At 56.0% G+C, this 23,045-nt stretch carries 23 protein-coding genes; 12 read left to right on the forward strand and 11 right to left on the reverse strand.

Annotated features, from left to right (window positions below; translation table 11 throughout):
* The first annotated feature begins 3 nt into the window (after positions 1-3).
* From ACQG11_RS09855 to ACQG11_RS09905, 11 genes are all read left to right on the forward strand, one after another.
* Positions 4-2,598 carry a CS1-pili formation C-terminal domain-containing protein gene (locus tag ACQG11_RS09855; protein WP_032622041.1) on the forward strand — a complete coding sequence of 865 codons (2,595 nt, stop codon included), beginning with the start codon at positions 4-6 and terminating at the stop codon, positions 2,596-2,598.
* Positions 2,576-4,174: a receptor gene (locus tag ACQG11_RS09860; RefSeq protein ID WP_320679886.1), complete on the forward strand. Its 1,599-nt coding sequence runs from the start codon at positions 2,576-2,578 to the stop codon at positions 4,172-4,174. The genes ACQG11_RS09855 and ACQG11_RS09860 overlap by 23 nt, the downstream gene beginning before the upstream one ends.
* A gap of 6 nt (positions 4,175-4,180) precedes the next feature.
* Positions 4,181-4,834 (forward strand): hypothetical protein, encoded by a 654-nt coding sequence (locus tag ACQG11_RS09865; protein WP_006812468.1) that lies wholly within the window; start codon positions 4,181-4,183, stop codon positions 4,832-4,834.
* Between the two features lie 73 nt (positions 4,835-4,907).
* On the forward strand, positions 4,908-5,102 hold the full coding sequence (locus tag ACQG11_RS09870; RefSeq protein WP_022646586.1) for a hypothetical protein: 195 nt from the start codon (positions 4,908-4,910) through the stop codon (positions 5,100-5,102).
* Between the two features lie 23 nt (positions 5,103-5,125).
* On the forward strand, positions 5,126-5,311 hold the full coding sequence (locus ACQG11_RS09875; protein ID WP_001196016.1) for a hypothetical protein: 186 nt from the start codon (positions 5,126-5,128) through the stop codon (positions 5,309-5,311).
* A gap of 67 nt (positions 5,312-5,378) precedes the next feature.
* Positions 5,379-7,475 carry a peptidase domain-containing ABC transporter gene (locus tag ACQG11_RS09880; protein WP_048966528.1) on the forward strand — a complete coding sequence of 699 codons (2,097 nt, stop codon included), beginning with the start codon at positions 5,379-5,381 and terminating at the stop codon, positions 7,473-7,475.
* The gene (locus ACQG11_RS09885; protein ID WP_048966529.1) at positions 7,472-8,221 is read left to right on the forward strand and encodes a hypothetical protein; all 750 of its coding nucleotides are present in this window, start codon (positions 7,472-7,474) and stop codon (positions 8,219-8,221) included. The genes ACQG11_RS09880 and ACQG11_RS09885 overlap by 4 nt, the downstream gene beginning before the upstream one ends.
* A 6-nt stretch (positions 8,222-8,227) precedes the next feature.
* A complete protein-coding gene (locus ACQG11_RS09890; RefSeq protein WP_023298992.1) occupies positions 8,228-9,478 on the forward strand; it encodes an HlyD family secretion protein in 1,251 nt (416 codons plus the stop codon).
* Positions 9,479-9,567: 89 nt separating this feature from the next.
* A complete protein-coding gene (locus ACQG11_RS09895; RefSeq protein WP_063148187.1) occupies positions 9,568-10,347 on the forward strand; it encodes an MBL fold metallo-hydrolase in 780 nt (259 codons plus the stop codon).
* A gap of 25 nt (positions 10,348-10,372) precedes the next feature.
* Complete coding sequence (locus ACQG11_RS09900; protein ID WP_045621011.1) at positions 10,373-11,359, forward strand: GlxA family transcriptional regulator; 987 nt, start codon at positions 10,373-10,375, stop codon at positions 11,357-11,359.
* 123 nt (positions 11,360-11,482) lie between these two features.
* Positions 11,483-11,812 (forward strand): hypothetical protein, encoded by a 330-nt coding sequence (locus ACQG11_RS09905; protein WP_199126552.1) that lies wholly within the window; start codon positions 11,483-11,485, stop codon positions 11,810-11,812.
* Between the two features lie 140 nt (positions 11,813-11,952).
* On the opposite strand, the gene ACQG11_RS09910 is transcribed toward ACQG11_RS09905, so the two are convergent.
* The 5 genes from ACQG11_RS09910 to ACQG11_RS09930 all read right to left on the reverse strand — a co-directional run bounded on the left by ACQG11_RS09910 (position 11,953) and on the right by ACQG11_RS09930 (position 15,823).
* On the reverse strand, positions 11,953-12,126 hold the full coding sequence (locus ACQG11_RS09910) for a hypothetical protein (protein WP_159425306.1): 174 nt from the start codon (positions 12,124-12,126) through the stop codon (positions 11,953-11,955).
* 165 nt (positions 12,127-12,291) lie between these two features.
* Positions 12,292-13,380 (reverse strand): AAA family ATPase, encoded by a 1,089-nt coding sequence (locus ACQG11_RS09915; RefSeq protein WP_426728341.1) that lies wholly within the window; start codon positions 13,378-13,380, stop codon positions 12,292-12,294.
* A gap of 145 nt (positions 13,381-13,525) precedes the next feature.
* The gene (locus ACQG11_RS09920; RefSeq protein WP_426728342.1) at positions 13,526-14,485 is read right to left on the reverse strand and encodes a YbgA family protein; all 960 of its coding nucleotides are present in this window, start codon (positions 14,483-14,485) and stop codon (positions 13,526-13,528) included.
* Between the two features lie 102 nt (positions 14,486-14,587).
* A complete protein-coding gene (gene uraH / locus ACQG11_RS09925) occupies positions 14,588-14,998 on the reverse strand; it encodes a hydroxyisourate hydrolase (protein WP_426728343.1) in 411 nt (136 codons plus the stop codon).
* Positions 14,999-15,097: 99 nt separating this feature from the next.
* Positions 15,098-15,823 (reverse strand): MerR family transcriptional regulator, encoded by a 726-nt coding sequence (locus ACQG11_RS09930; RefSeq protein ID WP_022646597.1) that lies wholly within the window; start codon positions 15,821-15,823, stop codon positions 15,098-15,100.
* A gap of 117 nt (positions 15,824-15,940) precedes the next feature.
* On the opposite strand from ACQG11_RS09930, the gene ACQG11_RS09935 reads away from it, so the two are divergent.
* Positions 15,941-16,465 (forward strand): lipocalin family protein, encoded by a 525-nt coding sequence (locus tag ACQG11_RS09935; protein ID WP_022646598.1) that lies wholly within the window; start codon positions 15,941-15,943, stop codon positions 16,463-16,465.
* A gap of 1 nt (position 16,466) precedes the next feature.
* On the opposite strand, the gene ACQG11_RS09940 is transcribed toward ACQG11_RS09935, so the two are convergent.
* Genes ACQG11_RS09940 through ACQG11_RS09965 form a run of 6 tightly spaced genes read right to left on the reverse strand, consistent with a single transcriptional unit; the run spans position 16,467 to position 22,502 of the window.
* Positions 16,467-17,474, reverse strand: coding sequence for a fimbrial protein (locus tag ACQG11_RS09940; RefSeq protein ID WP_038415005.1), 1,008 nt, complete (start codon positions 17,472-17,474; stop codon positions 16,467-16,469).
* Entirely contained in the window at positions 17,474-17,992 is a 519-nt protein-coding gene (locus ACQG11_RS09945; protein WP_022646600.1) for a fimbrial protein, read from the reverse strand. The genes ACQG11_RS09940 and ACQG11_RS09945 overlap by 1 nt, the downstream gene beginning before the upstream one ends.
* On the reverse strand, positions 17,983-20,508 hold the full coding sequence (locus ACQG11_RS09950) for a fimbria/pilus outer membrane usher protein (protein ID WP_426728344.1): 2,526 nt from the start codon (positions 20,506-20,508) through the stop codon (positions 17,983-17,985). Before ACQG11_RS09950 ends, ACQG11_RS09945 begins: the two co-directional genes overlap by 10 nt.
* A 23-nt stretch (positions 20,509-20,531) precedes the next feature.
* Positions 20,532-21,209 carry a fimbrial biogenesis chaperone gene (locus ACQG11_RS09955; RefSeq protein ID WP_058676793.1) on the reverse strand — a complete coding sequence of 226 codons (678 nt, stop codon included), beginning with the start codon at positions 21,207-21,209 and terminating at the stop codon, positions 20,532-20,534.
* Positions 21,210-21,262: 53 nt separating this feature from the next.
* On the reverse strand, positions 21,263-21,847 hold the full coding sequence (locus tag ACQG11_RS09960) for a fimbrial protein (protein ID WP_022646603.1): 585 nt from the start codon (positions 21,845-21,847) through the stop codon (positions 21,263-21,265).
* A 52-nt stretch (positions 21,848-21,899) separates the two neighbouring features.
* Positions 21,900-22,502, reverse strand: a complete 603-nt coding sequence (locus ACQG11_RS09965; RefSeq protein ID WP_022646604.1) for a helix-turn-helix domain-containing protein — start codon at positions 22,500-22,502, stop codon at positions 21,900-21,902.
* Positions 22,503-23,045 lie beyond the last annotated feature (543 nt).

The raw sequence follows: 23,045 nt of genomic DNA on the forward strand, positions 1-23,045 counted from the left end.
TGCATGGTGAAAAATAAATTAGTGTTGCCGGTGATGATGGCTTGCGCATCCGGCACGCTGCCCGCGCTTGCGCATGCAGCCTCAAGCTCCGTGGTTATCGCTAATTACCGTTTTCCCGACTCGCTTTATGCACTGCTGGAGCAGGGGATCAAAATTCCCGTCTATCTGGTGAATACGCGTCCACACTCAGCACAACAAGGGAACCACGAAGGCACGGCGAGCGAATATGTTCGTATCGGTGACGTGACGCTCTTTGCAAAAGATCTGAAGCTGGGGCTGAGGGACGTTCAGGTCCAGGAGTCTGATAACGGCATTCGTCTGTCAAAAGAGATGAGAACGTTATTGCAAAGCATTAACGACAAGCAGTTTGATGACCAGATGCGCATTCCGGTAAGTACGGGTTCGGCGTTCGAGCTGGATCAGAAAAAAATGCGCCTGTTGCTGAATCTGTCGCAGAGCGACTACGGGGTGAATATTCGCCCGCGTGAGGTGGACATTGATGCGCCGGAGTCTGACGACCTGAGCGGCACGTTCTCCTACAACCTCGGGGCGTATCACACCGAGAGCGGCTACGGTGACAGCTGGTCGTCGGGGTATCTGAACGCAAGAAACTGGATCTCAATGGGCGTTGATCATGTGCTGATCGACGGCTCTGGCTACGTCAACGAGAGCAGCAGCGATACCCAGATGAACGCGGTTATGTGGGAGCGCGACTATCAGGGGATGCGCTACGCCGCGGGCATGCTGAACGGCTGGGCGATGCAGTCTCTGGCGAGCGTCAGCGGGATTTCCGGCGGTGAAGTCTACGGCGTTTCCATGGGCAACCAGGCCAACTCCCGTAAGCGCGATAACACGCTCTCTCTGACGCCTGTGGTGGTCTATTTCCCCACGGCGGGCGAGGCCCGTATTCGTCGTGACGGGCAGCTTATCGGGATTCAGCGCTTTGACGTCGGCAACCATGAAATTGACACCAGCAGCCTGCCCTACGGGATCTACAGCATCGAAGTTGAGGTGGTGAGCGGAAGCCGCACCGTGTCGCGTAGCATGTACACCGTGAATAAGCCGTTCTCCAGCAACGTGTCGGAAACACTGCGCTGGCAGATGTGGGGCGGGATGTATAGCCGCGATAAATCCGTCGTCAATTATAAAAAATACGCGAAACACAAAAACGAGCAGGACAACACCTACTACTACGATTACGACACCAAACATAAAGACACCATGTCGCTGGTGGGGGCCTCGTTCAGCAAGCGCAGCGGGATGGTCGACTGGAACGCCTCCACCTACATGATGCGGGAACACATCGTCAGCGAGCTGTGGGCCTCCCTGAACCTGACGGGCTATTTCTCGGTGAATACCCAGACCATGGCCGCCTCCGACGGAACGTACCGCGCCAACTACGGCGCGAATCTCAGCCTGCCGTGGCAGATCGGTTCGGTCTGGTACTCCCATGAACAGCTCTCCAGCGGCAAGTTCCTCGATATCTATGAGAGCAAGGGCAACACCTGGGGCGCCTCCTTTAGCCTGCCGTCGTTCGGCCTGCCCTCAGCGGGCAACCTGAGCCTGATGCGTCAGGAGGACGACCTCTATCGCTATAAACGCTATCAGCTGGACTACTCCCAGGGGTTATACGCCGGTCGCTACGGTACGGCGCGCCTGCGGGTGGGGATGTCGCGCAACAAATACGACGGGTATTACGAAGAGAAAGATCGCTACGTGATGCTCGATTTCGCCATACCGCTCGGCAATACCGTGTCGGTTGGCGTTTCCCACAATCGCGATACCGGCACGGCGCTGAACGTCAGCGCCAGCCGCCAGTTTGAAGGCGATTACCTGAAATCGGCCACCGCCAACGTCTCCAAAGCCTTTAACAGCCGCCAGGATCGCAGCGTAAGCGGCGGCGGCAGCGTGAACTTCGACACGCCGTGGAACAGCAACATCCTCAGCGTCCAGAGCGGCATGAGTAAAGGCTGGAACTCCACGCTGACCAGTGACGGCAGCGTGGGCTGGTCCAAAGAGGCCATCGCCGCCGGGAAAGGCACCGAAAGCGCAGGGGTGATTGTCAGTACCGGTCTCAAATCTGATGAAGCGCTGACCCTGAAGCTTAACGGCCGGGCAGAACGCATCAAAGGGGATAAAACCTGGCTGTCGCTGCCGGCATACCAGGCTTATGACCTGGAAGTGATGAACAGTGAAACCGGTACGGAAAGCTATGAGATTGGCGCGAATGCGCGTCGCCATATCACGGTTTATCCGGGCAATACCGTGGTGATGAAGCCGCAGGTGAAGAAAATCGTCACCCTGTTTGGCCGCCTTGTGGATGCAAACGGCAATCCGATTGGCGCCACGCAGATCAAAAACCACGTTGGGCTGACCCGGACGGAGAACGACGGACGCTTCGTGATCGACGTTGATAAGAACAACCCTGTCCTGAGTATCGCCACGCCGGACGACAGCGTCTGCGAAGTGCGCCTGGACATTGAGTCTAACCGCGGTGCGCTGTGGCTCGGGGACATCTCCTGCGACAAAGGCGATTTCGTCTGGCAGGAAGCAAAAGGAACGCAGGAACGTGACGATGAAAAAGATATTCGCTCTTAATTTGCTGCTGATGAGCGCGGTGGCCCATGCGCAGGAGCTGCCCTATTTCGCCATTAATAATCCGGACAATAACGGTACGGGAAACAGCGCGGGGCTGTTTAGTCTGAACAGCACCTCGACCGCGTTTTTACACGGTTCGCGTGAGTGGCCGACGCTGAGCGCGAAAACGAATAACGGTATCGCCACTTACATCCCGGACAACAGCTACAGCGGTCCGGCAGGCAGCGCGCTGACCATCGACTTTTCGGTGACCGGTTCCAGCGCCTCTCCGTTCTTTAAAGGGACGGCGTGTTCCTCGTCCTGCGGCAACACGGGTTACACCCCGACGACCCGCTATACCGATACGTCGATGGTGGTCAAGCCGCCGGTGATGGAGCCCGGCACGTCATACGGGCGCTGGGTCCTGGGCGATCCGTTCTTTAACTATCTGCTCAACGCCGCGCCAGGGGATGAAGTGACCATCACCTCCACGCCGCAAATCAGCTCCATCAACAAAGTGACCACCACCAATACGCTTCACAAGGTGGGCACGCTGACCATGACCAACTCCAGGGCGCTCAACCTGGGGATTGACCCGATCAGCGGCGAGGTGACGATTGTCGATGGATCAACAGGGGCCACCTGCACCAAATACACCCGCAACACGATCTCTGGCGTGCTGTGCGACCTGCTTGAATACACGTTTGTTGGGGAAGATATCTCCGGTTACAACGGGGGGCTGGCGCTCACCTCTTCCCGCGTCAACAGCGTGCTGCAATCGCACATGAACGGCGGCACCGGGCTTGCTGCCGAGCTGACCTTCGATGAAAACACCTGGTACAGTATCTCCGGCGGTATCCTGAGTGATACGCGTGTCCTGGCAAACACCTTCCTCGCGGCGCCGCAGAAAAACGGCGGCAAAGCGTACCTTAAAATATTTTTGCCGAAAGCGTTAATTCTGAGCGTGGCGCAGGCGGGGGACGGCAGCAGCATTGGCAATATCGTCAGCCTGTGCCTGACGCCCGGCAACAGCTCGCTGGCGGCGGATTTCTGCTTCCAGCCGGGGGGCGGCCTGGTGATTAACCCTATTCAGCCGGGGCTGGAGATTACGCCCGACAACCCGGATTACGCCCTCGATCCTGACGGTCTGGGCGGCTCCGGGAAAGGCACCATCGGCGAAACGCCCATTGAGATCCCCTACACCATCACCTACAGCGGGGCGCAAAAAGATGCGGCGATTGCGGTCACGGTAAAAGTCACCGGGCCTACTCAAAGCCTGAATGGGGTGGACTACTGCGCCTTCAGCGGCAACGGCTTTACGGTTCCCATTCCGGGCAACGTGCTGGTGGGGAAAAGCCAGACGCGCATGGCGCATAACTGTAAAGGCGAGGTATTGTCGATCCCGGCGCCGGCCACCCATGCGGAAGAGTGGGACAAAATGAGTTCCGGCGTGACCGATATGTGGCTCTGGAAAACACCGCTGATCCTCCAGTTCGTTATGGATAATCCGGTATCGAAGACCACCTATGACGGAAATAGCTGGTTTGGCGAAGTGACCGCGCAGGGAAGAATAGATGTTAGCGCATCCTGGAATTAATCAACCATGACTGGAAAATTCCTGGCTATTTTTGCAATAAATTGCTTCATTTCCACAGGGGCAAATGCTTTAATTATCGAAAGTCTGAATATTGATTTTCTTCCCGAAAGAGAAGTTGTTTTTCAGCCGATAAAAAACGATACCAGCGAACGTCAGAATTATACCGTTTCGCTTATTCAGGTAGACGTTCCTAAAGAGAAGGGAAAAGAAACCGAAATAAAAGACGGCGAAGTCATGTATTCGCCTAAGCAATTAACGCTGGGGAGCGGTGAGCGCGCGGGTTTTAAATTTTACTATACCGGCCCGCATGACAACAAAGAGCGATACTATCGCGTAAAATTCACCGAGACGCCGCTCCAGGCAAAGGTCATCACGCGCAAAGGCCAGCGCATCCAGTCTGATGTGGTGGTCTCGCTTGAGGCTATTTTGATTGTCCGTCCATGGACACGACATTTTGATTATGCGTTTAGCAACGGGGTGGTGAGTAATACCGGGAATACCTATTTTAAATATGTTTCCTCGGTCGGGTGCAGTACGCAATACAATAATTCAAAATATATTCCTCCAGGGCAACGGCTGGAAATAGATAATGCCGGGCAGGCTGCAAGGCGAATGATTATTTATGGCAATAAAATCATTCCGCTGACCACCTGCCCGTAGCAACCGCTTTCCTTCATAAAAGGAAATTAGCCTTTAGCATCATGCTAAAGATCCATTACTACAGGAGATAAAAATGAAAGCGATTTCATTCGTAGAAGCGAAAGACATTATTGGCGGCGCGTTAAACCCGTTCGCTGGTCTGGTTAAAGGTGCACAGCTGGGTTACGACACTGGCGCTAGCATCATGGGCATGGTTGGCGGTGTGGTTGGCGGAGTTCTGGGTGGCGCAATGGGCTTCCTGGGCGCGCTGGTTGGTAGCTACAACTAATTCACGTTTACAGGAAAAGTATCATGCAAGTTATCGATTTCAAAAAAGCACAGGCCATCATCGGTGGTTGGGATCCGTTTGCTGCCGCTATTCAGGGCGCAAGCGCGGGCTATAACGCGGGCAGCCAGATGTTAGGCGCGCTGGGCGGCACCATCGGCGGCGTATTCGGCCTGGTGGGCGGCTTCATCGGCGGTTTCTTCAGCGCCTAAGCGAGAAGCACGGTGTACGCATGGCCCGCATTGCCGGGCCATTTTTTTATTTCAGCCACGGATCATTATGTTTTCGCTCTTTCAGTATAAAAAACAGGGTAAGACCCCTGTTATTCGCCAGCATGAATTTACCGAATGTGGACTGGCCTGCCTGGCGATGGTGTTGGGGCACTATGACCACCATGTCTCCGTCAGCCAGCTGCGCCGGGAGATTTCCGTTTCCGCCGATGCGGGAACCTCAATGGCGGAATTGTTGACCCTTGCCAGCGATAAAAATATGTCTGGCCGGGTGCTTAAAGGCGAAATCACTGAAATAGAAACGTCTGAGCTGCCGCTCATCGCCTTCTGGCGCGGCAACCATTTCGTGGTCATCGTGAAGATCGACAGCCGCAGCGTGACCGTTCACGACCCGGCCAGCGGCGTGCGTCGTTACCGCCTGAAAGAGGCGGAAAAACTGTTTTCCGGGTATGTGCTTGAGCTTAAGCCCACGCCGTGTTTCGAAAAGAAATCCCCGGATGAAAAGCTCACGCTTGGCCGGTTAGCCAATAAATCTCCGAGCCTGTTCCAGCGCCAGCTGCTGCTGTTTGTGCTCTGTATTTTTACTCTCATCACCATGCTGGCGAGCCCCACCTACGTGCAGCTGATTATGGATGAGGCCATTTCCCGCAGCGACAGCGATCTGGTGATCCTGCTCACCGCGATCTTCGCTATCGTCTTTATCTTTGAAGTCATCGGTAAATTCCTCAAGCAGCTGCTTGAGATCCTGATGCGTAATATTGCCTATGACGATTTAAGCCAGTCCGTGCGCCACTACATGCTGCGCACCCAGACCAGCTGGTTCCGCTCGCGCCCGCCGGGCATCGTGCTGGCTATTGAAAAATCGCTCCACGCCTGCGCGGAGTTCATCAGCAATGGTTACGTGCAAATTCTCTTTTCCAGCCTGATCGCCGTCACCAGCCTGCTGTTTATGCTGCTGTATAACGTCAAAATTGCGCTGCTGACGATGCTGCTGATGGGCGTGTTTTTCCTGATCCGCTTTTCGCTGATCGGCCCCTATCAACGCGCGGTGGATGACTCCATCGAGCGTACCGCCCAGTATGAATCTCTGCTGGTAGAGACACAGAAAGGGATCATTACGCTCAAGGCGAACAACATGGAGCAGGCCCGGGATGCGGTGATGGACAAATCCCAGCGCGAACACATCGCCGGGCTGATGCGTAAAGAGCGGCTGCTGGCCCGCTTTGACGTGGCTTCGCTGCTGGTGATCAATGCCGAGCAGCTGCTGGTGGTCTGCTTTGGCGCGTGGCTGATCCTGGAAGGGCAGATGAGCATCGGGATGCTGTACGCCTATATCAGCTATAAGCGCTATTTTTCCGATGCCATGGTGCAGGTGGCGCAGAAGCTGCTGGACAAAAATGCCCTTAAGGGGCCGCTGGATCGCGTGGGCGACCTGCTGTTTGCCCCCTCTGAAACCAGCCAGTTTGGGAAGCGGATTGTCACCTCGCCGGTCTGTCTGCAATTTGAGGATGTCTCATTTGCCTATCCGGGCCGGGAGGCCACGCTACAGCATATCAACATGACCCTGAAGCAGGGCGAAGAGGCGGTGATTGTGGGCCAGAGCGGGTCGGGAAAAACCACGCTGCTGCGTCTGATCTCCGGCATGCTGCTGTCATCGTCTGGCACGCTGCGGATCAATAAGATCCCCATTGAAGAGTGCGATCTTTCCTCGCTACGCCAGCACATCCGCATTGTCCATGCAGACGATATTCTCTTCACCGGCTCGATTCTGGACAACATCGCCTGCTTTGACAGCGCGCCGGATAAAGAGCAGGTCATCGCCGCGTGTCGGCTGGCGGAAGTGGACCACGTCGTCGCCCGTCTGCCGCACGGTTACGAAACGGAGATGCTGCCGGGGAACACCTTTTTCTCGGCCGGGGAGATGCAGCGTCTGGTCCTGGCGCGCGCCCTGTACAGCCAGCCTAAGCTACTGCTCTGCGACGAAGTGACGGCGAACCTGGATAAGACCACCGCGCAAAAGGTGCTGGCGAACCTGCGTAGCCTGGGGATTGGCCTGGTATTTGTTACCCACTCGCCGGACGTGGTGGGCTGTCAGGGGCGTCTCTATACCATGGAAAACGGCACCCTGCGGGAGAGTGCGCCATGATGTTTCTGCCGCGTCTCTATGCCCGACTCTGCGCGCGCCAGGCCGGACGCACCTTAATGGCAAACCGGATTGCGCAAAACTACAGCCAGTTTATGCCCTGCCCGGAGGCCGATGTGCCGGCTGATTTTCTGCATCAGAACGCCCATGAGCTGAGCGGGTTTAACTTCGTGGAACAGATTTTCCCGCCCGCGCTGTGGGCGCGCAACGTTCGCTTCGATCTGCATGCGTACATGGCGCAGTGGACGCAGGATCAGGGGTTTTACAGTTCGCCTCGCACCCTGCTTCTGGGCATGCGCTGGGCGGGCTTTGGCCTGATTATGGATGCGCTGCTCGCCACCGCGCCAGATGATGTGCGCTTTCAGTTTATTACCCGTCACCCTGCGCTGCACAAGCTGATGGCCGCACACGACGGACGGCGCGCCGGCTCGTTTTTCGCCCCTCAGCGCCTGGTGACGGTGCTGCTGATGGATGAACGCCTGCCGGATGCGCCACTGTTCCCAATTCAGGCAGGCGATCGCAAGGCGTGGTTAACGGACGTCTCCACGCGGTTTTTATCCCGTTATGGCTACAGCGTCCGAACGCTGCTGCCGGTCTGTTCGCTGCACGCGGCAGAGTTTGGGCTGGAGAGCCAGGCGTATGCGCCAGAGGATTACCGTCTGGCCGCCGCCGACACGCTGAACGCGCTGCGCAAAACCCCCACGCTCTGGAGTGGATGGGACGATCTTTCAGTGATTTATCATGGATGACATATCGTGAAATTAAAAAACCGAAGCCGACAGCGTCGGGCGCTAATCCCGCACCACTTCTCAAAAAGCTATCAAATCAACGCGCCGCGGCTGAAAACCGTGCTGACGCTGTTCATCGCCTTTTTTCTCTGCCTGCTGGTCTTTGCGATTGCTTTCAACTTTTCGGAAACCACGCTGGCACGCGGGGTGCTGATCCCGGCTCAGGGCGATGTGGAGGTGCGCGCCAGAGAGTCCGGAACCCTTGTTGATTTTGCCGTCCGGCCCGGCCAGTACGTGAAGGAAAACGATCCGCTGTTCACCGTGTCGCAGGACTATGGCGGCAAGCAGGGCTCGGTGGTGCAGTTTGACCGCCAGCAGATGGAAGCAGAGAAAAAGCGCAGCGAGCAGCGCATCCAGGCCATTGAGGACTCGATTGCGTCGTATCGCAAAAATCTGGCACAGCAGCTGGCTCTCACTGACAAGCAGATCGCCGTTTCCCGCGATAAGGTGAAGAAGCTGCGCGCGCTGTTAAAAAACAGCACCGACACCTACGAGGCGTGGAAATCCGTCTCCGGGAAGGGCTATGTCTCCAAAGTGGATCTCGATAAAAGCCATAACGATGTGCTCAACGCCCAGCTCAACCTGACGCTGGAGGAGAGCACTATTCTTGAGCTTGAGGCGCGCAAAACCAGCCTGACCGACAGCACCCAGTCGCAAATTGACTCGCTGAGCGAAGAGCAGCTGTACGTGAAAAACCGCATCAGCGAAATTGATCGCAACCTGTCCAGCCGGGGGAGTTCCACCATGGCGATGCTGGCCCCTTCAGATGGCTACGTGGTGGCGATTAACTTCCCGCCAGGCCGGGCCATTACGCAAAACAGCGAGGTGGTGGTGGTGATCCGTAAAAATACCGCGGCGACGATGGAGGGGTACCTGTATGTTCCGGCAACGGGGGTGGGGCGCGTGGCGAAAGGCGATAAGGTCAAGCTGCGCTTCGACTCCTGGCCCGTGGACAAATACGGTTCCGTGGAGGCGACGCTGTCCGATTTCTATGAGGTAAACATTGATGCCCATTCGGCGCTGATCCCGCTCCAGGAAGGGCAGAACTACTACCTGGCTAAAGTGCGCGTCCCCTCCTGGTTTACCGACCCGGACAAGAAAAAGCGCATGCTGATGGGCGGGATGACGGTGAACGCCGATATCGTTATCGATCGTAAGCCGCTTATCAATCTGCTGATTGCGCCGCTGGAAAGGGTACGCAAGCGGTTTATCGATTGACCTGATTTCATCGATCATCGCCCTTTAGCCCACATTCTTAACGGCACCCTGGGGCTATTCTCCTTCTCATACCAACCGGAGGATAGCCCATGAACATTACGCAAATTCGCAATGCCACCCAGCTGATCACTTACGCGGGAAAACGCTTTTTAATCGACCCAATGCTGGCGCCAAAAGGCGCTTATCCGGGTTTTCCCGGCACGGCGCGGGCCGATATTCGCAACCCGATGGTCGAGCTTCCCGTTGACGTTCAAACGCTGTTGGACACCGATGCGGTGATCGTCACCCATACCCATGACGATCACTGGGATCAGTATGCCGTTGAGCTGATCGCCAAAGACAAGCCGATCTACGTGCAAAATGATAGCGATGCCGCGCTGCTGCGCGGACAGGGCTTTCACAACCTGACGGTCATGACCGACGAAACGACGTTCGGCGATATCCGGATTGCGAAAACTTATGGCGGCCAGCACGGCACTGACCGCGCTTACGCCGTGCCGGAGCTGGCAGAGCGTCTGGGTGAAGCCTGCGGCGTGGTCTTCCGTCATCCCGATGAGAAGACGCTTTATATCGCAGGGGATACCATCTGGCGCGACGCGGTTGCGGCCGATCTGCAAAAGCATCAGCCGGACGTTGTCGTGCTCAACGCTGGTTACGCCCACGTCATCGGGTTTGGGCCAATTATCATGGGAGAAGAAGATCTGCTTAACGTGCATTTCCTGCTGCCGCAGGCGAAAATCGTGGCGACCCATATGGAAGCTATCAACCACTGCCTGCTGACCCGCCGCGCGCTGCGCGAGTATGTTGACGCCAACGAGATAAGTGACGCGGTGAGCATTCCTCAGGACGGCGAAACCGTTATATTCTGAGTGTTAAAGGGGAAAGGAGAGACAGATGCCGCTTGTTAACGTTGCTATTGTCGCGGTGGACGGGTTTAGCCCGTTCCACTACTCCGTCCCCTGCATTCTGTTTGGCGATACGGTATCCGGAGAAAAGCGCTTTAACGTCACGATTTGCGCTGAAAAACCGGGATTCCTGACCTCGAAAGACGGTTTTGCCCTGCATGCGACGCAGGATTTTTCCGCGATCGCATCGGCTGAAATTGTGGTTGTACCCTACTGGCAGCACGTACTGGAGCGCCCGCCTCAGACGCTGCTCGACAGCCTGGTTAAGGCCAGAGACAACGGGGCGGAAATTGTTGGGCTGTGTCTGGGATCGTTTGTGCTGGGCTATGCCGGCATACTCAGCGGCAAACGGGCCGCCACCCACTGGGAGTTTGAACACCAGTTTCAGACGCTGTTTCCGGACGTTCGACTGGACATCAACGCGCTCTACGTGGACGACGGCAATGTGATCACCTCGGCAGGTACCGCCGCCGCGCTCGACTGCTGTTTGTATATCATCCGCCAGCGCTTTGGCAGCGTCGTCGCCAATCAGATTGCCCGCCGGATGATCGTCCCGCCGCACCGCGAGGGTGGGCAGGCGCAGTTTATTGCGCAGCCTGTGCCGAAAGATACCCGCGACGGGCGGATTAACTGTCTCATAGACTACCTTCAGCAGCACATTTCCGAGCCGCATAACCTGGATTCGCTGGCGGACGTGGTGTCGATGAGCCGACGCACGCTGACCCGCCATTTTATCAAGGCGACGGGCATGAGCGTTGCCGACTGGCTTACCGCCGAGCGCCTGCGGCGCAGCCAGATCCTGCTGGAGTCCGGCAGTCTGCCAATCGAAAGCGTCGCTGAGCAGGTGGGGTTTTTATCAGCGGTGACGTATCGGCAGCAATTTAAGGCGCGCTTTGGCGTCAGTCCGGCGGAGTGGCGTAAGACGTTTCGCGTTAAGCCGTTTGCAGCGAAAAATAACGCTGGCGAGATGGAATAAAAAGACGTGGGCGACTTCTTTGCCTTTAAAGCGGGCGGTAATGGGTATGCATCAGACGGGTTACTAGCACTTCTCTTCCGGTTAAGATAATCCACGTTACTTTCCAGAAGAAAAGGTAGTGGCATGAACAATATTGAAACGCAGTTACTTGAATCAGGTTTCACCGTAAAAGAATTAGCGTATCTGAACCGAAACATTAGCCGTTATGGTTCATCCCTGCTCGAGGTGGTGCTTGAGTTGGGCAAGCGTTTCATCATGGTACTGTGTATTACTGCGGCTGTGGCTCTGATTTTCCTGGCGCTTCTTTTTTTCGCTGAACATTACAATATTGTTTCCGGCGGTATTTCTCTTTTCATCGTATTGATTATTGCCTGGTTTTTTCAACCCCCAATCATTGCTTACAAAGCCTGGCGCTTCAGAAAGAAATACATTCGTTCTGGCCAGACGCATTAGAAATTAAATCAAACGAGACTTTTGCAGAGACACCCCAGCCGACAATTTTCATAGTGAGCGCTGCGCGATTCATTCCGTCGACTTTGCGGTAGAAATCCAGCGGGAGATAACGTGACCGACGACTTTGTTATTTTCTTTAACTAGTTAATCTGAGCAAAAAGCTGAGCAGTACGGGAGCGAAGCATTCTGCTTTGCTCAAGAAGACTTTCGTTCTCAGCCCGGATGTTTTTCAGGCACTCCATGCACTCCTCATCACTTCTGGCCGCCCGGGTAGCGCTAAATTGTTGCATCACAAACTGCCGAATATCATCCATAAATTTAATCCGTGCGAGTCCGTCGCTGAGATGTTGCCCTCCGACAATATTCGCAGTATTGATAATCTGTCGCGAGCGCAGAATTCGCCGAAGGTATATACCGACGGAAATCATCTTCGTCGTTGATGGCGACCTTGAAAGTGGTGACTGCATAAAAGAAATGCATTACCCCAGCCGCTCCATCCGCGTCTCCCCCTCCACCATCGACAGCTGATACAGCGCAAACGATCGGTGCTTCTCAATCAACTGCGCCAGCTCCGGCGAGTGGCTGGTGAGCCAGATCTGCGAGTAGCGGCTGGCCTCGGCAATGAGGCTTGCCAGAGCGGGCAGCATCTGCGGATGCAGGCTGTTTTCCGGTTCGTTGAGGGCGATAAATGCGGGAGGGCGCGGGCTTAGCAGCGCCACCGCCAGGCACAAAAAACGCAGCGTGCCGTCGGAGAACTCTGCCGGTTCCAGCGGCCTGCTCAGCCCCTCGCGCTGCATCATCATGCGGAAGCGCCCGCCGGTGTTGTCGCTGTAAAACACGCAGCCGGGGAAGGCCTGGTCGAGAATGCGCATCAGCAGCAGCTCGTCGCCAATTTCGACAATGGTCTGAAACGCGGCGGCCAGGTTCGCGCCGTCGCTGGCCAGCACCGGGGAACGAAAACCCACCTGCGGCGCACGGATCGCCGAGCCGGATGAGACGGAAAACTCATGATAAAAGCGCCAGTTACGCAGGGACTCGCGCATCTGCGATACTTCGGGGTAGAGGTGCGGTTCGCCGAGCTGCCCGAACACCGACTCGTTCTCATACAGCGTACCGCTGTGGGTCACTTTTTCGTGATGCACGTTGTTCAGGAATACGGCCTGGTTCTTACGCTTCATCAGCTGTGACGACGGACGACGGTGCTGGCCGCTCAGCCAGATAGATTCCTCTTTGATCACCGGATCGAGCTGAAACTGTGAGGGGTAGGGCAGCTTTTCCACGAACCCGACCTGAAGCTCATATTCATAGGTTTCCGTTTCCACCGCCAGGTTCATGCGCCGCAGCTGATCGCTGCGGGTTTTGCCCGCCCAGAACACTTTCAAAATTCCCCCCTCGTTTGCCAGCGCCTGGGAGAATTGCCCCTGCGCCGCGCTGTGCATCAGGTAAATCGCTTTATAAATATTGGATTTTCCGGTGCCGTTGGGGCCGAACACGATGTTGAGCTGTTCCAGCTCAAGCGACATATCGCGAATTGAGCGGTAGTTCTGAATATGCAGATTTTTGATCATCGGGGTACTCCGCTGTGCATGCTTAACCTGTACAGAATTACAGTATTTTACGCTGAGCGCAAAAAAAAGACGACAGTGAGGGTGTCGTCTAAACGGGGTACAGCTTTGGGCCTCTGTGGGTCAATGGGCCTTCGCTTCTTTCTTATCAGGTAACGGCCAGACGCAGACCCAAATCATCAGGATAGGGATCAAAGTAGTTTTGCGTCATCAGGTACCGGTCAGGGTATTCAGCCAGATAATGCTTAAGCAGCGTCAGCGGCGCGAGGATCGGCAGCAGTCCGTCCCGGTAATGCAGGATCACATCACGCAGTTCTCCGCGCTGGCGGCTGTTCAGCTGGTTACGGAAATAGCCCTGAATGTGCATCAGCACGTTAGTATGATTCTTCCGCGAAGCGGGTTTTTTCAGGATATTCATCAGTTTGTCGCGATAGGCCACGAAAAACGCGTCCAGATCGTCCCACTCATGCAGTGATGCCACAAACGGACCAATTTCACGGTAGCCTGCCTGATGGTGCGCCAGAAGCTGAAGCTTATAGCGGCTGTGAAAGTCCAGCAGGGCACGGCGCGTCAGGCCATTTTTACGCATTACGTTCAGTTCGTGGAGAGCAAAAACGCGCTCAACAAAGTTTTCCCGCAGTACCGGATCGTGCAGGCGACCGTCTTCTTCGACGGGCAGCCAGGTGAAAGTTTCAAGGAGGGCGGCGGTGAACAGCCCGACACCCTCCTTGCGGCCCCGGTTGCCGTTTTCGTCGTACAGCCGCACGCGCTCCATGCCGCAGCTAGGGGATTTTGCACAGACGATAAACCCTGACAGATCGCCGATTTTCGGCAGATAATCTGCCGTAAATGCGGCCATCTTCTGCGTGACGTCATCGTGCGGCGCTTTGCTGAATCGCATTTCTGTCTCGCCGCCAGTGGTCATCACCAGGCGCAGCGCCGGACGGGGCGTGGGCAGGCCGATAGCCATTTCAGGGCATACCGGGCGGAAAGCGACCCACTGCGCCAGCTCATCCATCACAAAGCCCATACGCTTATGTCCGCCGTCAAAGCGAACGGCGGAACCGGTCAAACATCCGCTAATACCCAGCACAGGTTTTGTTGTCATGATGTGCACCTCCCGATCTCATATCTAAAAGTTACACAACAATGCGTTTTTGTCCAAGTATTGACGGGATTATTTTTTAATCGTCTTTAAAATCAAGAGCAATCAGCTGCCCTTGTAGGTTGAGTAACCGTACTGGCTGAGCAGAAGCGGGATGTGCAGTGTTTCATTGGTGCGGGTGACGGTGAACAGCACCGGCACTTCCGGGAAGAAGGAGTCCAGCTTTTTGCCGTGGAAGTAATCTGCGGTTTTGAAGGTCACTTTATACACGCCTGGCGCCATATCCTGATCCTGCGGATAGAGCGATTTGATGCGCCCGTCGTGGTCAGTTTTACCGCTGGCAATCGGGGTCCACTTGTTCTGCTCCTGCTTTTCCAGCGTGACGGCCACATCTGCTGGCGGCATACCGGTTTGCTGGTCCAGAACGTGGACGCTCAGGGTGCCTGCCGGGGCGCTGAACGCGGCAGGGGCGAAAGCCATTGTAGCCAGCATCATCAGAGGGAGTGTCTTTTTCATCGTGTTTTCCTGTTGAGTTGTCGGTGACAGGAAAACGTTAGCACTCGCTGCGCGAAAAAATATTCAACTTTTCGTGAAGTTTGCCACAGCAGAAAATAATCAGAGGATAATTACCTCAAGGGAAACCTGCTGCTGCCACTGCGCAACCTGCTTTTTCCGCGCGGCGGTAAGTTTACCGCTGGTAACCAGCAGCCATTTGCGATCCGGAAAAATTTCCGGGGCCAGCGCGGCAGGGGGAACCGGCAGTATGTCGATGCGGTGGCCCTGGCCGGTGCGCGTCAGGGCTTCAAGCCAGATCTCACACGGGTCGTTCAGATGCCAGCCGCTGATGAGGATGTTATCGCCCGGCGCTTTTTTATCGCCCTCAAGGCAAAACGAGGTGTAGGCGATGAGGATGCCGTCGAGGATCTCACGCAGCGTCATAGCGGCGGCGACGTTGGCCGATATCTGGCTGCGCAACGGACGCAGCACGTTAGTGACCAGCTCTGGCCTTGGGTATTCGCGTCCGGCGTCGTAAATCATCTGACGCAGGGATTCAATTTTCCCCTCCTGCAACTTTTGCAGCATGGCCTGTTGCAGGGTTTGCCAGTTATTGGCGCGGCGCGGCACAGGGCGTTCCAGCAGTGATTTTACCTGGCCGATGGGTACGCCTTTTTTAACCCAGTCGAGGATTTTCAGCGCCTGCTGAACGTCCTCATCGCTGTACAGGCGGTGACCGCCGTCCGTACGCTCGGGTTTGAGTAATCCATAGCGTCGCTGCCACGCCCGCAGCGTGGTGGCGGTGATGCCGCTGAGTCTGGCGAATTCGCCGATGGAGTAAGCCATGTCTGCATCCGAAGAGAAGGAGTAGTCTCAATATACTACGAATATTCCCCGACGGGATGAAGCGCCGCACGGGTGCGCTACACTTAACGTCCAACCGCGTAATTGAAAGGAGTTCTCATGAGGCTATGGCCTGTCGTTACCGGTGTCGCCATTGCGCTGACGCTGGTTGCCTGTAAATCTCCCACGCCGCCGAAAGGCGTGCAGCCCATTACCGGCTTTGATGCCAGCCGCTATCTCGGCAAATGGTATGAAGTCGCCCGACTGGAAAATCGCTTCGAGCGCGGTCTGGAACAGGTGACCGCGACGTACGGCAAGCGCAGCGATGGCGGTATCAGCGTACTGAACCGCGGCTATGATCCGGTGAAGAACAAGTGGAATGAGAGCGAAGGAAAGGCGTACTTTACCGGCGAACCGACTACGGCTGCGCTGAAGGTATCGTTCTTCGGCCCGTTCTACGGCGGCTATAACGTGATCAAGCTGGACGATAAGTACCAGTACGCGCTGGTCAGCGGCCCGAACCGCGACTACCTGTGGATTTTATCGCGCACCCCGACCATTCCGGAGGCGGTAAAACAGGACTACCTGAATACCGCACGCGATCTGGGATTCCGGGTCGATCAGCTGGTGTGGGTTAAACACTGACCTACTGATACGAAAACGTAATGCTCGCCAGGGCGTTAGCCGAGCCGGGGACCAGCTCTCCGGTTCGGATGTACTGCGCCTGGAACGGCAGCGATAGCGTTTGTGCTGCGCTGGTGGTCTGGATGAAAAACTGTCCCGTCGTGCCTGCGGCCGAGCTGTCTGGCCCCATCATCAGCGGCCCGGTACCGTTATAGAAAAACTGCACGCCAATGCCGGAGGCCGTGGAGTCCCCGGTCAGCGTCACGACCGACGAGGTATTTGACGGCGTGGTCTGATCGGTCATTACTGCGTTAACCGCCACGTTCTCATCGCAGGTCAGGCTGACGTTAAACGCCTCCGATGGCGAGGTGCTGCCTACGCTGGGTAGCGTGTGAACATCAATGGTGCCCAGGTCGACGTTGGCGCTTTTCGTGCCTACCGTGCAGCCGCTTGCCGTCACCGTGATGGTGGTCGGGTTGATGATCACCTGCGCGGTTTTCACTTCGTTGTTATAGGCCGTCAGGATCGCCGCATTAATGGTGGGGGTCTGGTATACGCCGGATTTCAGCGGAACGCCGGTCTTGATAAACGTCACTTTTGCCGACCAGCCCAGTGTGGAGGCGTAACCGTTAGTCCCGTCGGCCGGATAACTCTGCGTAATGCCCGTCTGCATCGGGACATATGTGGTGCCGTTATAATCTTTAAGCCCAAGAATGAAGCCGATGCCGGGCACGCCCGTTTCAAATACCATGTAACTGGCGCCATCAAGAATAACCGTGATGCCGGTGGCCGTTACGCTGCTGCTCGGCTCCAGCGTCCCTTTGGAGCAGGTAAATACCAGGCCGCACCAGAACACTTCCGAGACGCTCGCAGTGGCGCTCCATTCAGAGCCGATCGTCTTTCCAGGCACGATGGAATCTGCCGGGCCGGACCAGGACATGGGCGTGGGTGAAAGTGTGATATCCGATGTCCAGGAGAGGGCAAGTGCCTGAGACGTCATGAAAAACAGGCCTAAAAACAGTAAACGCATTATTGATACTCCGTCGTCCAGGTCGCCACTGCCGAAACGTCTCCGGCATTGACCGGCGCACCCGTGGCGGCCAGTCGCGCATAGAAGGTCATTTTTACGCTGTCATCCCCCGCCGCGCCGTAAGCAGTGGTTTGGGTGTCCAGCGGGATAAGTACGCTGTCTTTATCCAGAATCTGCACCGCCACGCCGGTCGCGCCGCCGTCAGCGACTTTCAGAAGCTGCGGGTTCTCGTCATCCGGCGTACCGCTGAAGCGGATTTTCACGCCAGCAAAGGTAGGGCCGCACGCTTCAAGGGTGAGCGTGAAGGGCGTTTTGATATTGCTGACTGCCCCCGCCTCGCTAAATTGCTTTACGCCGAGGGTGCCCAGCGGCACGTTTTGCTCCTTCGAATCTTCCGAGACAATACAGGTATTGCCGATCACGTTGCCGGTCACGGAAACCAGCACGTCATAGCCGTGTACGGGGACGGTGATGAACATCAGCAGGATCAGGGGGAGAAACCGGACGGTTACTGACATATGACCTCCTGGGAATACAGCCCGGTGCGGGCCTGATAATTTTTCGGGTTCAACGCATAGCGGATCGTGCAGCGCTGGGCGCTGTCGCGTCCCCATACGGCATGCAATGTTCCCTTCGCTGACAGGCCGGTCAGATACACGCTGCCGCCATCGCCGACGATACCGCTGGCGTTGTCATCCTCTGACGAGACCAGCGTGCCGAAGGGGAGCACGTCTTTAGCGTTACGCACGATAAACATCGCTTTTGCCCCCTGACGCGTGGTGAGGGTGGCGCGAACCAGTGCCCCGTCGGTGGGGATTTTATTGGCGATGGCGTTCTCAAGCTCCACGTCATTGCCCACGGTGGTGACATCCAGCGCAACCTGATTAACGCGATACGGCGTGGCGTACGGGATCACCGCATAGCCCCGGCTGTCGGTTTTGATGCCCTTGTGGTTGAGCACGGCGACATGGCTGGCGCCCGGGGCTTTCACCAGGATATTGGTGTTCCCGAGTGGCTGGCTCAGCGTCAGGCCATCCTCATGCAGCACCGCACCGCCGCTCATCCCGTAGCTGAGGTTGCGGGAGTTACCGGCGTAGCTGTAGCCCAGGTTATAGTCTCCCCACGCGCCCTCGTATTGCAGCGCGGCATCGCCGCCGTAGTGCTGCTGCGCGCTGTAGCGCTGGTTGACGCTATAGAAAAGATTCTCCTGTCCCGGCAGATAACCACTGACACCGGTACTGGCGGTGGTGCCAGCGGGATCCGCATGGGTAGCGGTAAAACGGAGACGGGTCGACAGCGCCGGGTTACCCAGCGGCACCGACAGGGACAACGCAAGGATATTGTCTTTCTTGTTGTCGTACAGGCTAGAGCTACGCTGGGCGCTGATGCCAAGCGACAGATTACGAAACGTTGCGTTCCACGCGAACTGCAAACTTTGCGTGGTTTTTGACGTATTCCAGTAGGTTTGTTGATCCCAGGACAGCGACAGCGCGCCGTATTCGCCCATCGGCTGCGACAACAGCAGCTGATTTTTTGCCTTACGCGACATATGCAGGTTGTAAACCGTGTCGTAGCGGGTAGTGACGGTGCCATCGTCTTCTACGGTCTGTTCTGGCGCTCCGCCCGCCATGCCTTTGTAAGTGGTATCGCTGAGGGTATAAAACCCTGCCGTTGAGTAACGCAGCGAGAAGAAATTGACCCGCGTACCGATATCGTTCAGCAGCTTGCTGTACCGCAGGCGCACCGAATCCCCGGTGTAGTGCTGATTATCAGCCAGCTGGCTGCGGGCATGGGTGAGGTCGAGGGAGTAGGCGCCAAAGCGGCCGAGATTCTGCCCGATACCGAAGGCCAGGCCGTTGTAGCGATCGGAAAACTGCGCCCCGCCATAAAACGTGAGGCCGTATCGCCAGCCCAGGAACAGCTCGCCCTGCGCGAAGGAGGGCGAGATCTGATTGCCCGCAGGACGGTATTTCCCGGCCCCCAGAGCATATTTGACCTGACCGTTACGCACCAGATTCGGCACGCTGGCAAAGGGCAGGGTGTATTGCGTCTGGCTGCCGTCGCTCTCCTGAATGGTGACCGCGAGATCGCCGCCGGAAGAGGTTGGATAGAGATCTTTCAGCACAAACGCCCCCGGCGGAACCGAGGTTTGATAGATAACGTTACCGTTCTGGCGAACCGTCACCGTGGCATTGCTGCGCGCGATGCCGCGCACTTCAGGCGCGTAACCGCTCAGGCTGGCGGGCAACATATTGTCATCGGTCTTCAGGGCAATCCCACGCAGGCCAACGGCGTCAAACACCTGCGATGAGGTGAACGTTTCACCGGCATAAACCTGGGCACGCAGGGCGCGGATATCCCGCTGTAGCCAGGTCTGGACGTGGGTGAGCTCGTTACTCTCTTTGGTCCACGTGGTGAAATCACGCAGCCGCCATGCGCCCAGGTTGGCGCCGCTGTTCAGGCTCACAAACAGCTGTTGTTCCCGCGTGCGCGTCTCGCCCCGGTAGTCATTATTCGCGCCATTGACCACATAGTTCAGCCACGCGGCAGGGATGCCGGATTCCCAGCTCTCCGGGCTGACGTACCCGCGCGGCAGAGCGCGCATCGCGTTTTGCGGTACGGTGAAGTTGAGGGTAAGCGTCCTCTGGTCAAAATCAAACCGGGTATCGGCGAATGACCGGGTTAAAAAAATGCAGCGCTGCGCAGGCGACAGCTCACCCCCTTTCGCCTGACGGCTGTCGATGCCAAGTGCGGCGAATTGCGCAGGTGTAAGGCACGGCAGGGCTTCACCGGCGGTGTTTTCAGCGACGCGAAACGTGACGTTACCTGTGAACGCGAACTGGGTGTTGATATACACGTTAAGATTGTACTCGCCCGGCGGCAACGCGCTCCCGGCGTTGACCCAGGCGAGATCGGCACTGTTTGCCTGTTCGCCGTTGAGAAACGCAGGATTAAAGTGCAGCTCGCTTTCGGCAGCCACGGCTTGCCGAATCACCAGGGCGATCGCCGTGGCGCACAGGATTTTAATTTTCATGTGGTCACGCCTTACTGTTTTTATTATTGGGACAATGACGTGCGGGTGACGGGCGTCCAGGCCCCATAATCGTTAATCGTCTGGTAGCTCATGCTGCTCGCATGGCTGAAGGTGTCTGCCAGCGTCACGCTGGCTTTCGGCGGCACCATGACGGGCGACACCGGCCTGCCATCAATTTTCAGGTTAATGGTGGTGAGGTAATACGGCGTTGGGTTGGTCAGCGTGACCTTGCCCGCGCGGTAGGCGCCGGCAAGGTTTTTCCATGCCTCTCCTGCGCCTTCCCGAAGCGACTCAGGGCGATAAAAGACCTTGATGCGGTTGGCAGAGGCGAATTGCAGCGAATTGCCGGAACCGTTTTTAACCTGCTGTGGGATAGCTTTGACCGTCATCCAGTACAGCGTTTCGCGATCGGCTGGCAGTGCGTTGCCGCTGAATATGATTTTCACCGCGCTTTCGCTGGCGGGCTTCATGACGTACAGCGGCGGCGTGATGACGAAGTCGTTGGTACGGCTCCCTTTCTCGTCTTCCATCCATGACTGGATCAGGAACGTGGCATCAGGGTGGGTATTTCTTACCTGCATCATCGTCTGCGTCGTCGCGCCTGCGTAGACCAGCCGCGTTGCACCCAACCCCACGCCGCCTGCATACACGGCGGATGAACATAACGTGCCAGCCAGACAAATCCATGTGTTTACGCGCATTGTGCGTCTCCTGAAAGCTGAGTCAGACCCGGCCAGCAGACCGGGCCTGAAGATTACGAATAGGTCACGGTGTAGGTTGCGACCGCGCTGGCATCACCCGCCGTGGCGTTGCCCAGTGGGGAGTAATATTTCGCGCTGAAGTTCAGGGTGTTCGCCCCCGCACGCAGGGGGATCGCTGCTGCCGGCTCACCCAGCCTGACGACGTTGCCCTGTTCATCATAAAGACGGATAGCGACATGCTGCGCCGAGCCCGCGCCGCCGTTTACTCCCGCGGCCAGGCTATTCACATCGGTACTGTCCGGCGTACCGGTGAAGGTGATAGCCACGGTCGTTGCGGCAATGGGGTTATCTTCCGTGGACGCGGAGGTATCGGCGATTTCGCAATCCTCCAGCGTGATGGAGAAGGCTTTTGCGGTACTGGCTTCACTGCCTGCGGCAGCCAGCGTGGCGGTACGCACTTCACCCATGTCGACGTCGATATTGGCGCTACCGGCGCTGATGGCACAGGCGGAGGTCACCACTTTACCGCTGAAGTTAACCGTGCCGCCGCTGGTGGTGGCGGCCAGTGCTGAGCCCGCTGGCAGCAGGGCGGCAATGCTTAATGCCAGCAGAGATTGGCAAGTAAGGCGTGCTTTCATTTCATGGTTCCTTGGTTTTTTTATTACGAGATTTGCTCTGAAAGCGGCAGGTCTAACTGGTTAAAAAGACCAGCAAATCTGTCTTATTCCTGAGCCCGAGTTTCCTTATCGCTGAGCTTTTTAAAGCGCTCACGCGGCGATAAGAAAGTTTCTCCAGTTCTGCGATGTAACGTATATCCAGTCCGTTCCTGAGTTCCTTTAATACCCTCCTTTCTCCTGGCGTCAGCGATAACGCCGCTGGCTGCTTTTGGGGCCGATAATGGCTATCGACCATTTTTGCTAGCTTTATCCGCCACTGATAAACCGTGTTCTGTAGCGAGATATAGGCATCAATATCTTCCCTGGCCCATAACAGGGAATGGGCAGAGGTTGAGTACAGGCAGATAATCACCTCTGGATGCGTGGCTTTGATTTTTTTTAAATATTTCAGTGAGCCATACCCTGTATGGTATTTCTCTGCGCCGGATATAAATAAGATATCGATACGAATCGACGACAGCGCCTTATCCAGTTCCTGATAACCTCCTTCGATGATAATGATGTGAAGGTCGTCGCGGATGCTGCGTAATAACGTTTTAATGCCGTTTCTTGCATAATGATCGCCGCCCATCAATGCAACAGTAATATGCTGTGTTATTTGGTTATTGTTCGTCATGTTATTCCTCGAATTATAATAGTAATCAGGCGAATTATTTATAAGGGTATCGCCAGTATTCTCGAAGCAATGACGTATTGCATAGTGTAGGCCTACTATACGTCGGCCAATAAAGAGGTAATCTGAATTAATCTAAAATTGTATTAATTACTGAGATCGAGACCGGTTACGACGCTTCCCTCTGATTGGTCTTATTCCGCTTCGCTTTCTGTAAATTATGATAGCCGCTATTTTTAATGAAAATTTAGCTTTGATAAATGTTTTGTAAGGAGTTTGTCGTCTGGTGTCAGTGCGGGTGTGAAGTTGCTGACGGGGAATAACCATTTACGAATGTTATCATCGATAAAAACTGATAGAGAGGTGGGTGAAAAGCATACAAAAACCATGTAACTTATTGATATTTGTCAGGTTGAGAAAACTTAAGGCTTAAGAGTACTGAATATTTCAGACACGCATGTCCGTGGCGTACAATGTTTTTTTATGTAGATATTTGTCAATGTCAAGAGGCGAGGAGTGCGCCAAAAGGAGAGGCTCTGATAAAAG

It is taken from the genome of Enterobacter cloacae complex sp. 372C4 (genome assembly GCF_050030615.1).
GTDB classification, from domain to species: domain Bacteria; phylum Pseudomonadota; class Gammaproteobacteria; order Enterobacterales; family Enterobacteriaceae; genus Enterobacter; species Enterobacter intestinihominis.

Bases quoted from the DNA above. Each gene is read 5' to 3' on its own strand.
- ACQG11_RS09915 (WP_426728341.1), bottom strand. From the start codon at position 13,380: ATGATCAAAAATCTGCATATTCAGAACTACCGCTCAATTCGCGATATG.
- ACQG11_RS09875 (WP_001196016.1), top strand. From the start codon at position 5,126: ATGCAAGTTATCGATTTCAAAAAAGCACAGGCCATCATCGGTGGTTGG.
- ACQG11_RS09910 (WP_159425306.1), bottom strand. From the start codon at position 12,126: ATGGATGATATTCGGCAGTTTGTGATGCAACAATTTAGCGCTACCCGG.
- ACQG11_RS09945 (WP_022646600.1), bottom strand. From the start codon at position 17,992: ATGTCAGTAACCGTCCGGTTTCTCCCCCTGATCCTGCTGATGTTCATC.
- ACQG11_RS09855 (WP_032622041.1), top strand. From the start codon at position 4: ATGGTGAAAAATAAATTAGTGTTGCCGGTGATGATGGCTTGCGCATCC.
- ACQG11_RS09935 (WP_022646598.1), top strand. From the start codon at position 15,941: ATGAGGCTATGGCCTGTCGTTACCGGTGTCGCCATTGCGCTGACGCTG.
- ACQG11_RS09930 (WP_022646597.1), bottom strand. From the start codon at position 15,823: ATGGCTTACTCCATCGGCGAATTCGCCAGACTCAGCGGCATCACCGCC.
- ACQG11_RS09920 (WP_426728342.1), bottom strand. From the start codon at position 14,485: ATGACAACAAAACCTGTGCTGGGTATTAGCGGATGTTTGACCGGTTCC.
- ACQG11_RS09900 (WP_045621011.1), top strand. From the start codon at position 10,373: ATGCCGCTTGTTAACGTTGCTATTGTCGCGGTGGACGGGTTTAGCCCG.
- ACQG11_RS09960 (WP_022646603.1), bottom strand. From the start codon at position 21,847: ATGAAAGCACGCCTTACTTGCCAATCTCTGCTGGCATTAAGCATTGCC.
- ACQG11_RS09860 (WP_320679886.1), top strand. From the start codon at position 2,576: ATGAAAAAGATATTCGCTCTTAATTTGCTGCTGATGAGCGCGGTGGCC.
- ACQG11_RS09955 (WP_058676793.1), bottom strand. From the start codon at position 21,209: ATGCGCGTAAACACATGGATTTGTCTGGCTGGCACGTTATGTTCATCC.
- ACQG11_RS09905 (WP_199126552.1), top strand. From the start codon at position 11,483: ATGAACAATATTGAAACGCAGTTACTTGAATCAGGTTTCACCGTAAAA.
- ACQG11_RS09880 (WP_048966528.1), top strand. From the start codon at position 5,379: ATGTTTTCGCTCTTTCAGTATAAAAAACAGGGTAAGACCCCTGTTATT.
- ACQG11_RS09950 (WP_426728344.1), bottom strand. From the start codon at position 20,508: ATGAAAATTAAAATCCTGTGCGCCACGGCGATCGCCCTGGTGATTCGG.
- ACQG11_RS09965 (WP_022646604.1), bottom strand. From the start codon at position 22,502: ATGACGAACAATAACCAAATAACACAGCATATTACTGTTGCATTGATG.
- ACQG11_RS09940 (WP_038415005.1), bottom strand. From the start codon at position 17,474: ATGCGTTTACTGTTTTTAGGCCTGTTTTTCATGACGTCTCAGGCACTT.
- uraH (WP_426728343.1), bottom strand. From the start codon at position 14,998: ATGAAAAAGACACTCCCTCTGATGATGCTGGCTACAATGGCTTTCGCC.
- ACQG11_RS09870 (WP_022646586.1), top strand. From the start codon at position 4,908: ATGAAAGCGATTTCATTCGTAGAAGCGAAAGACATTATTGGCGGCGCG.
- ACQG11_RS09885 (WP_048966529.1), top strand. From the start codon at position 7,472: ATGATGTTTCTGCCGCGTCTCTATGCCCGACTCTGCGCGCGCCAGGCC.
- ACQG11_RS09895 (WP_063148187.1), top strand. From the start codon at position 9,568: ATGAACATTACGCAAATTCGCAATGCCACCCAGCTGATCACTTACGCG.
- ACQG11_RS09865 (WP_006812468.1), top strand. From the start codon at position 4,181: ATGACTGGAAAATTCCTGGCTATTTTTGCAATAAATTGCTTCATTTCC.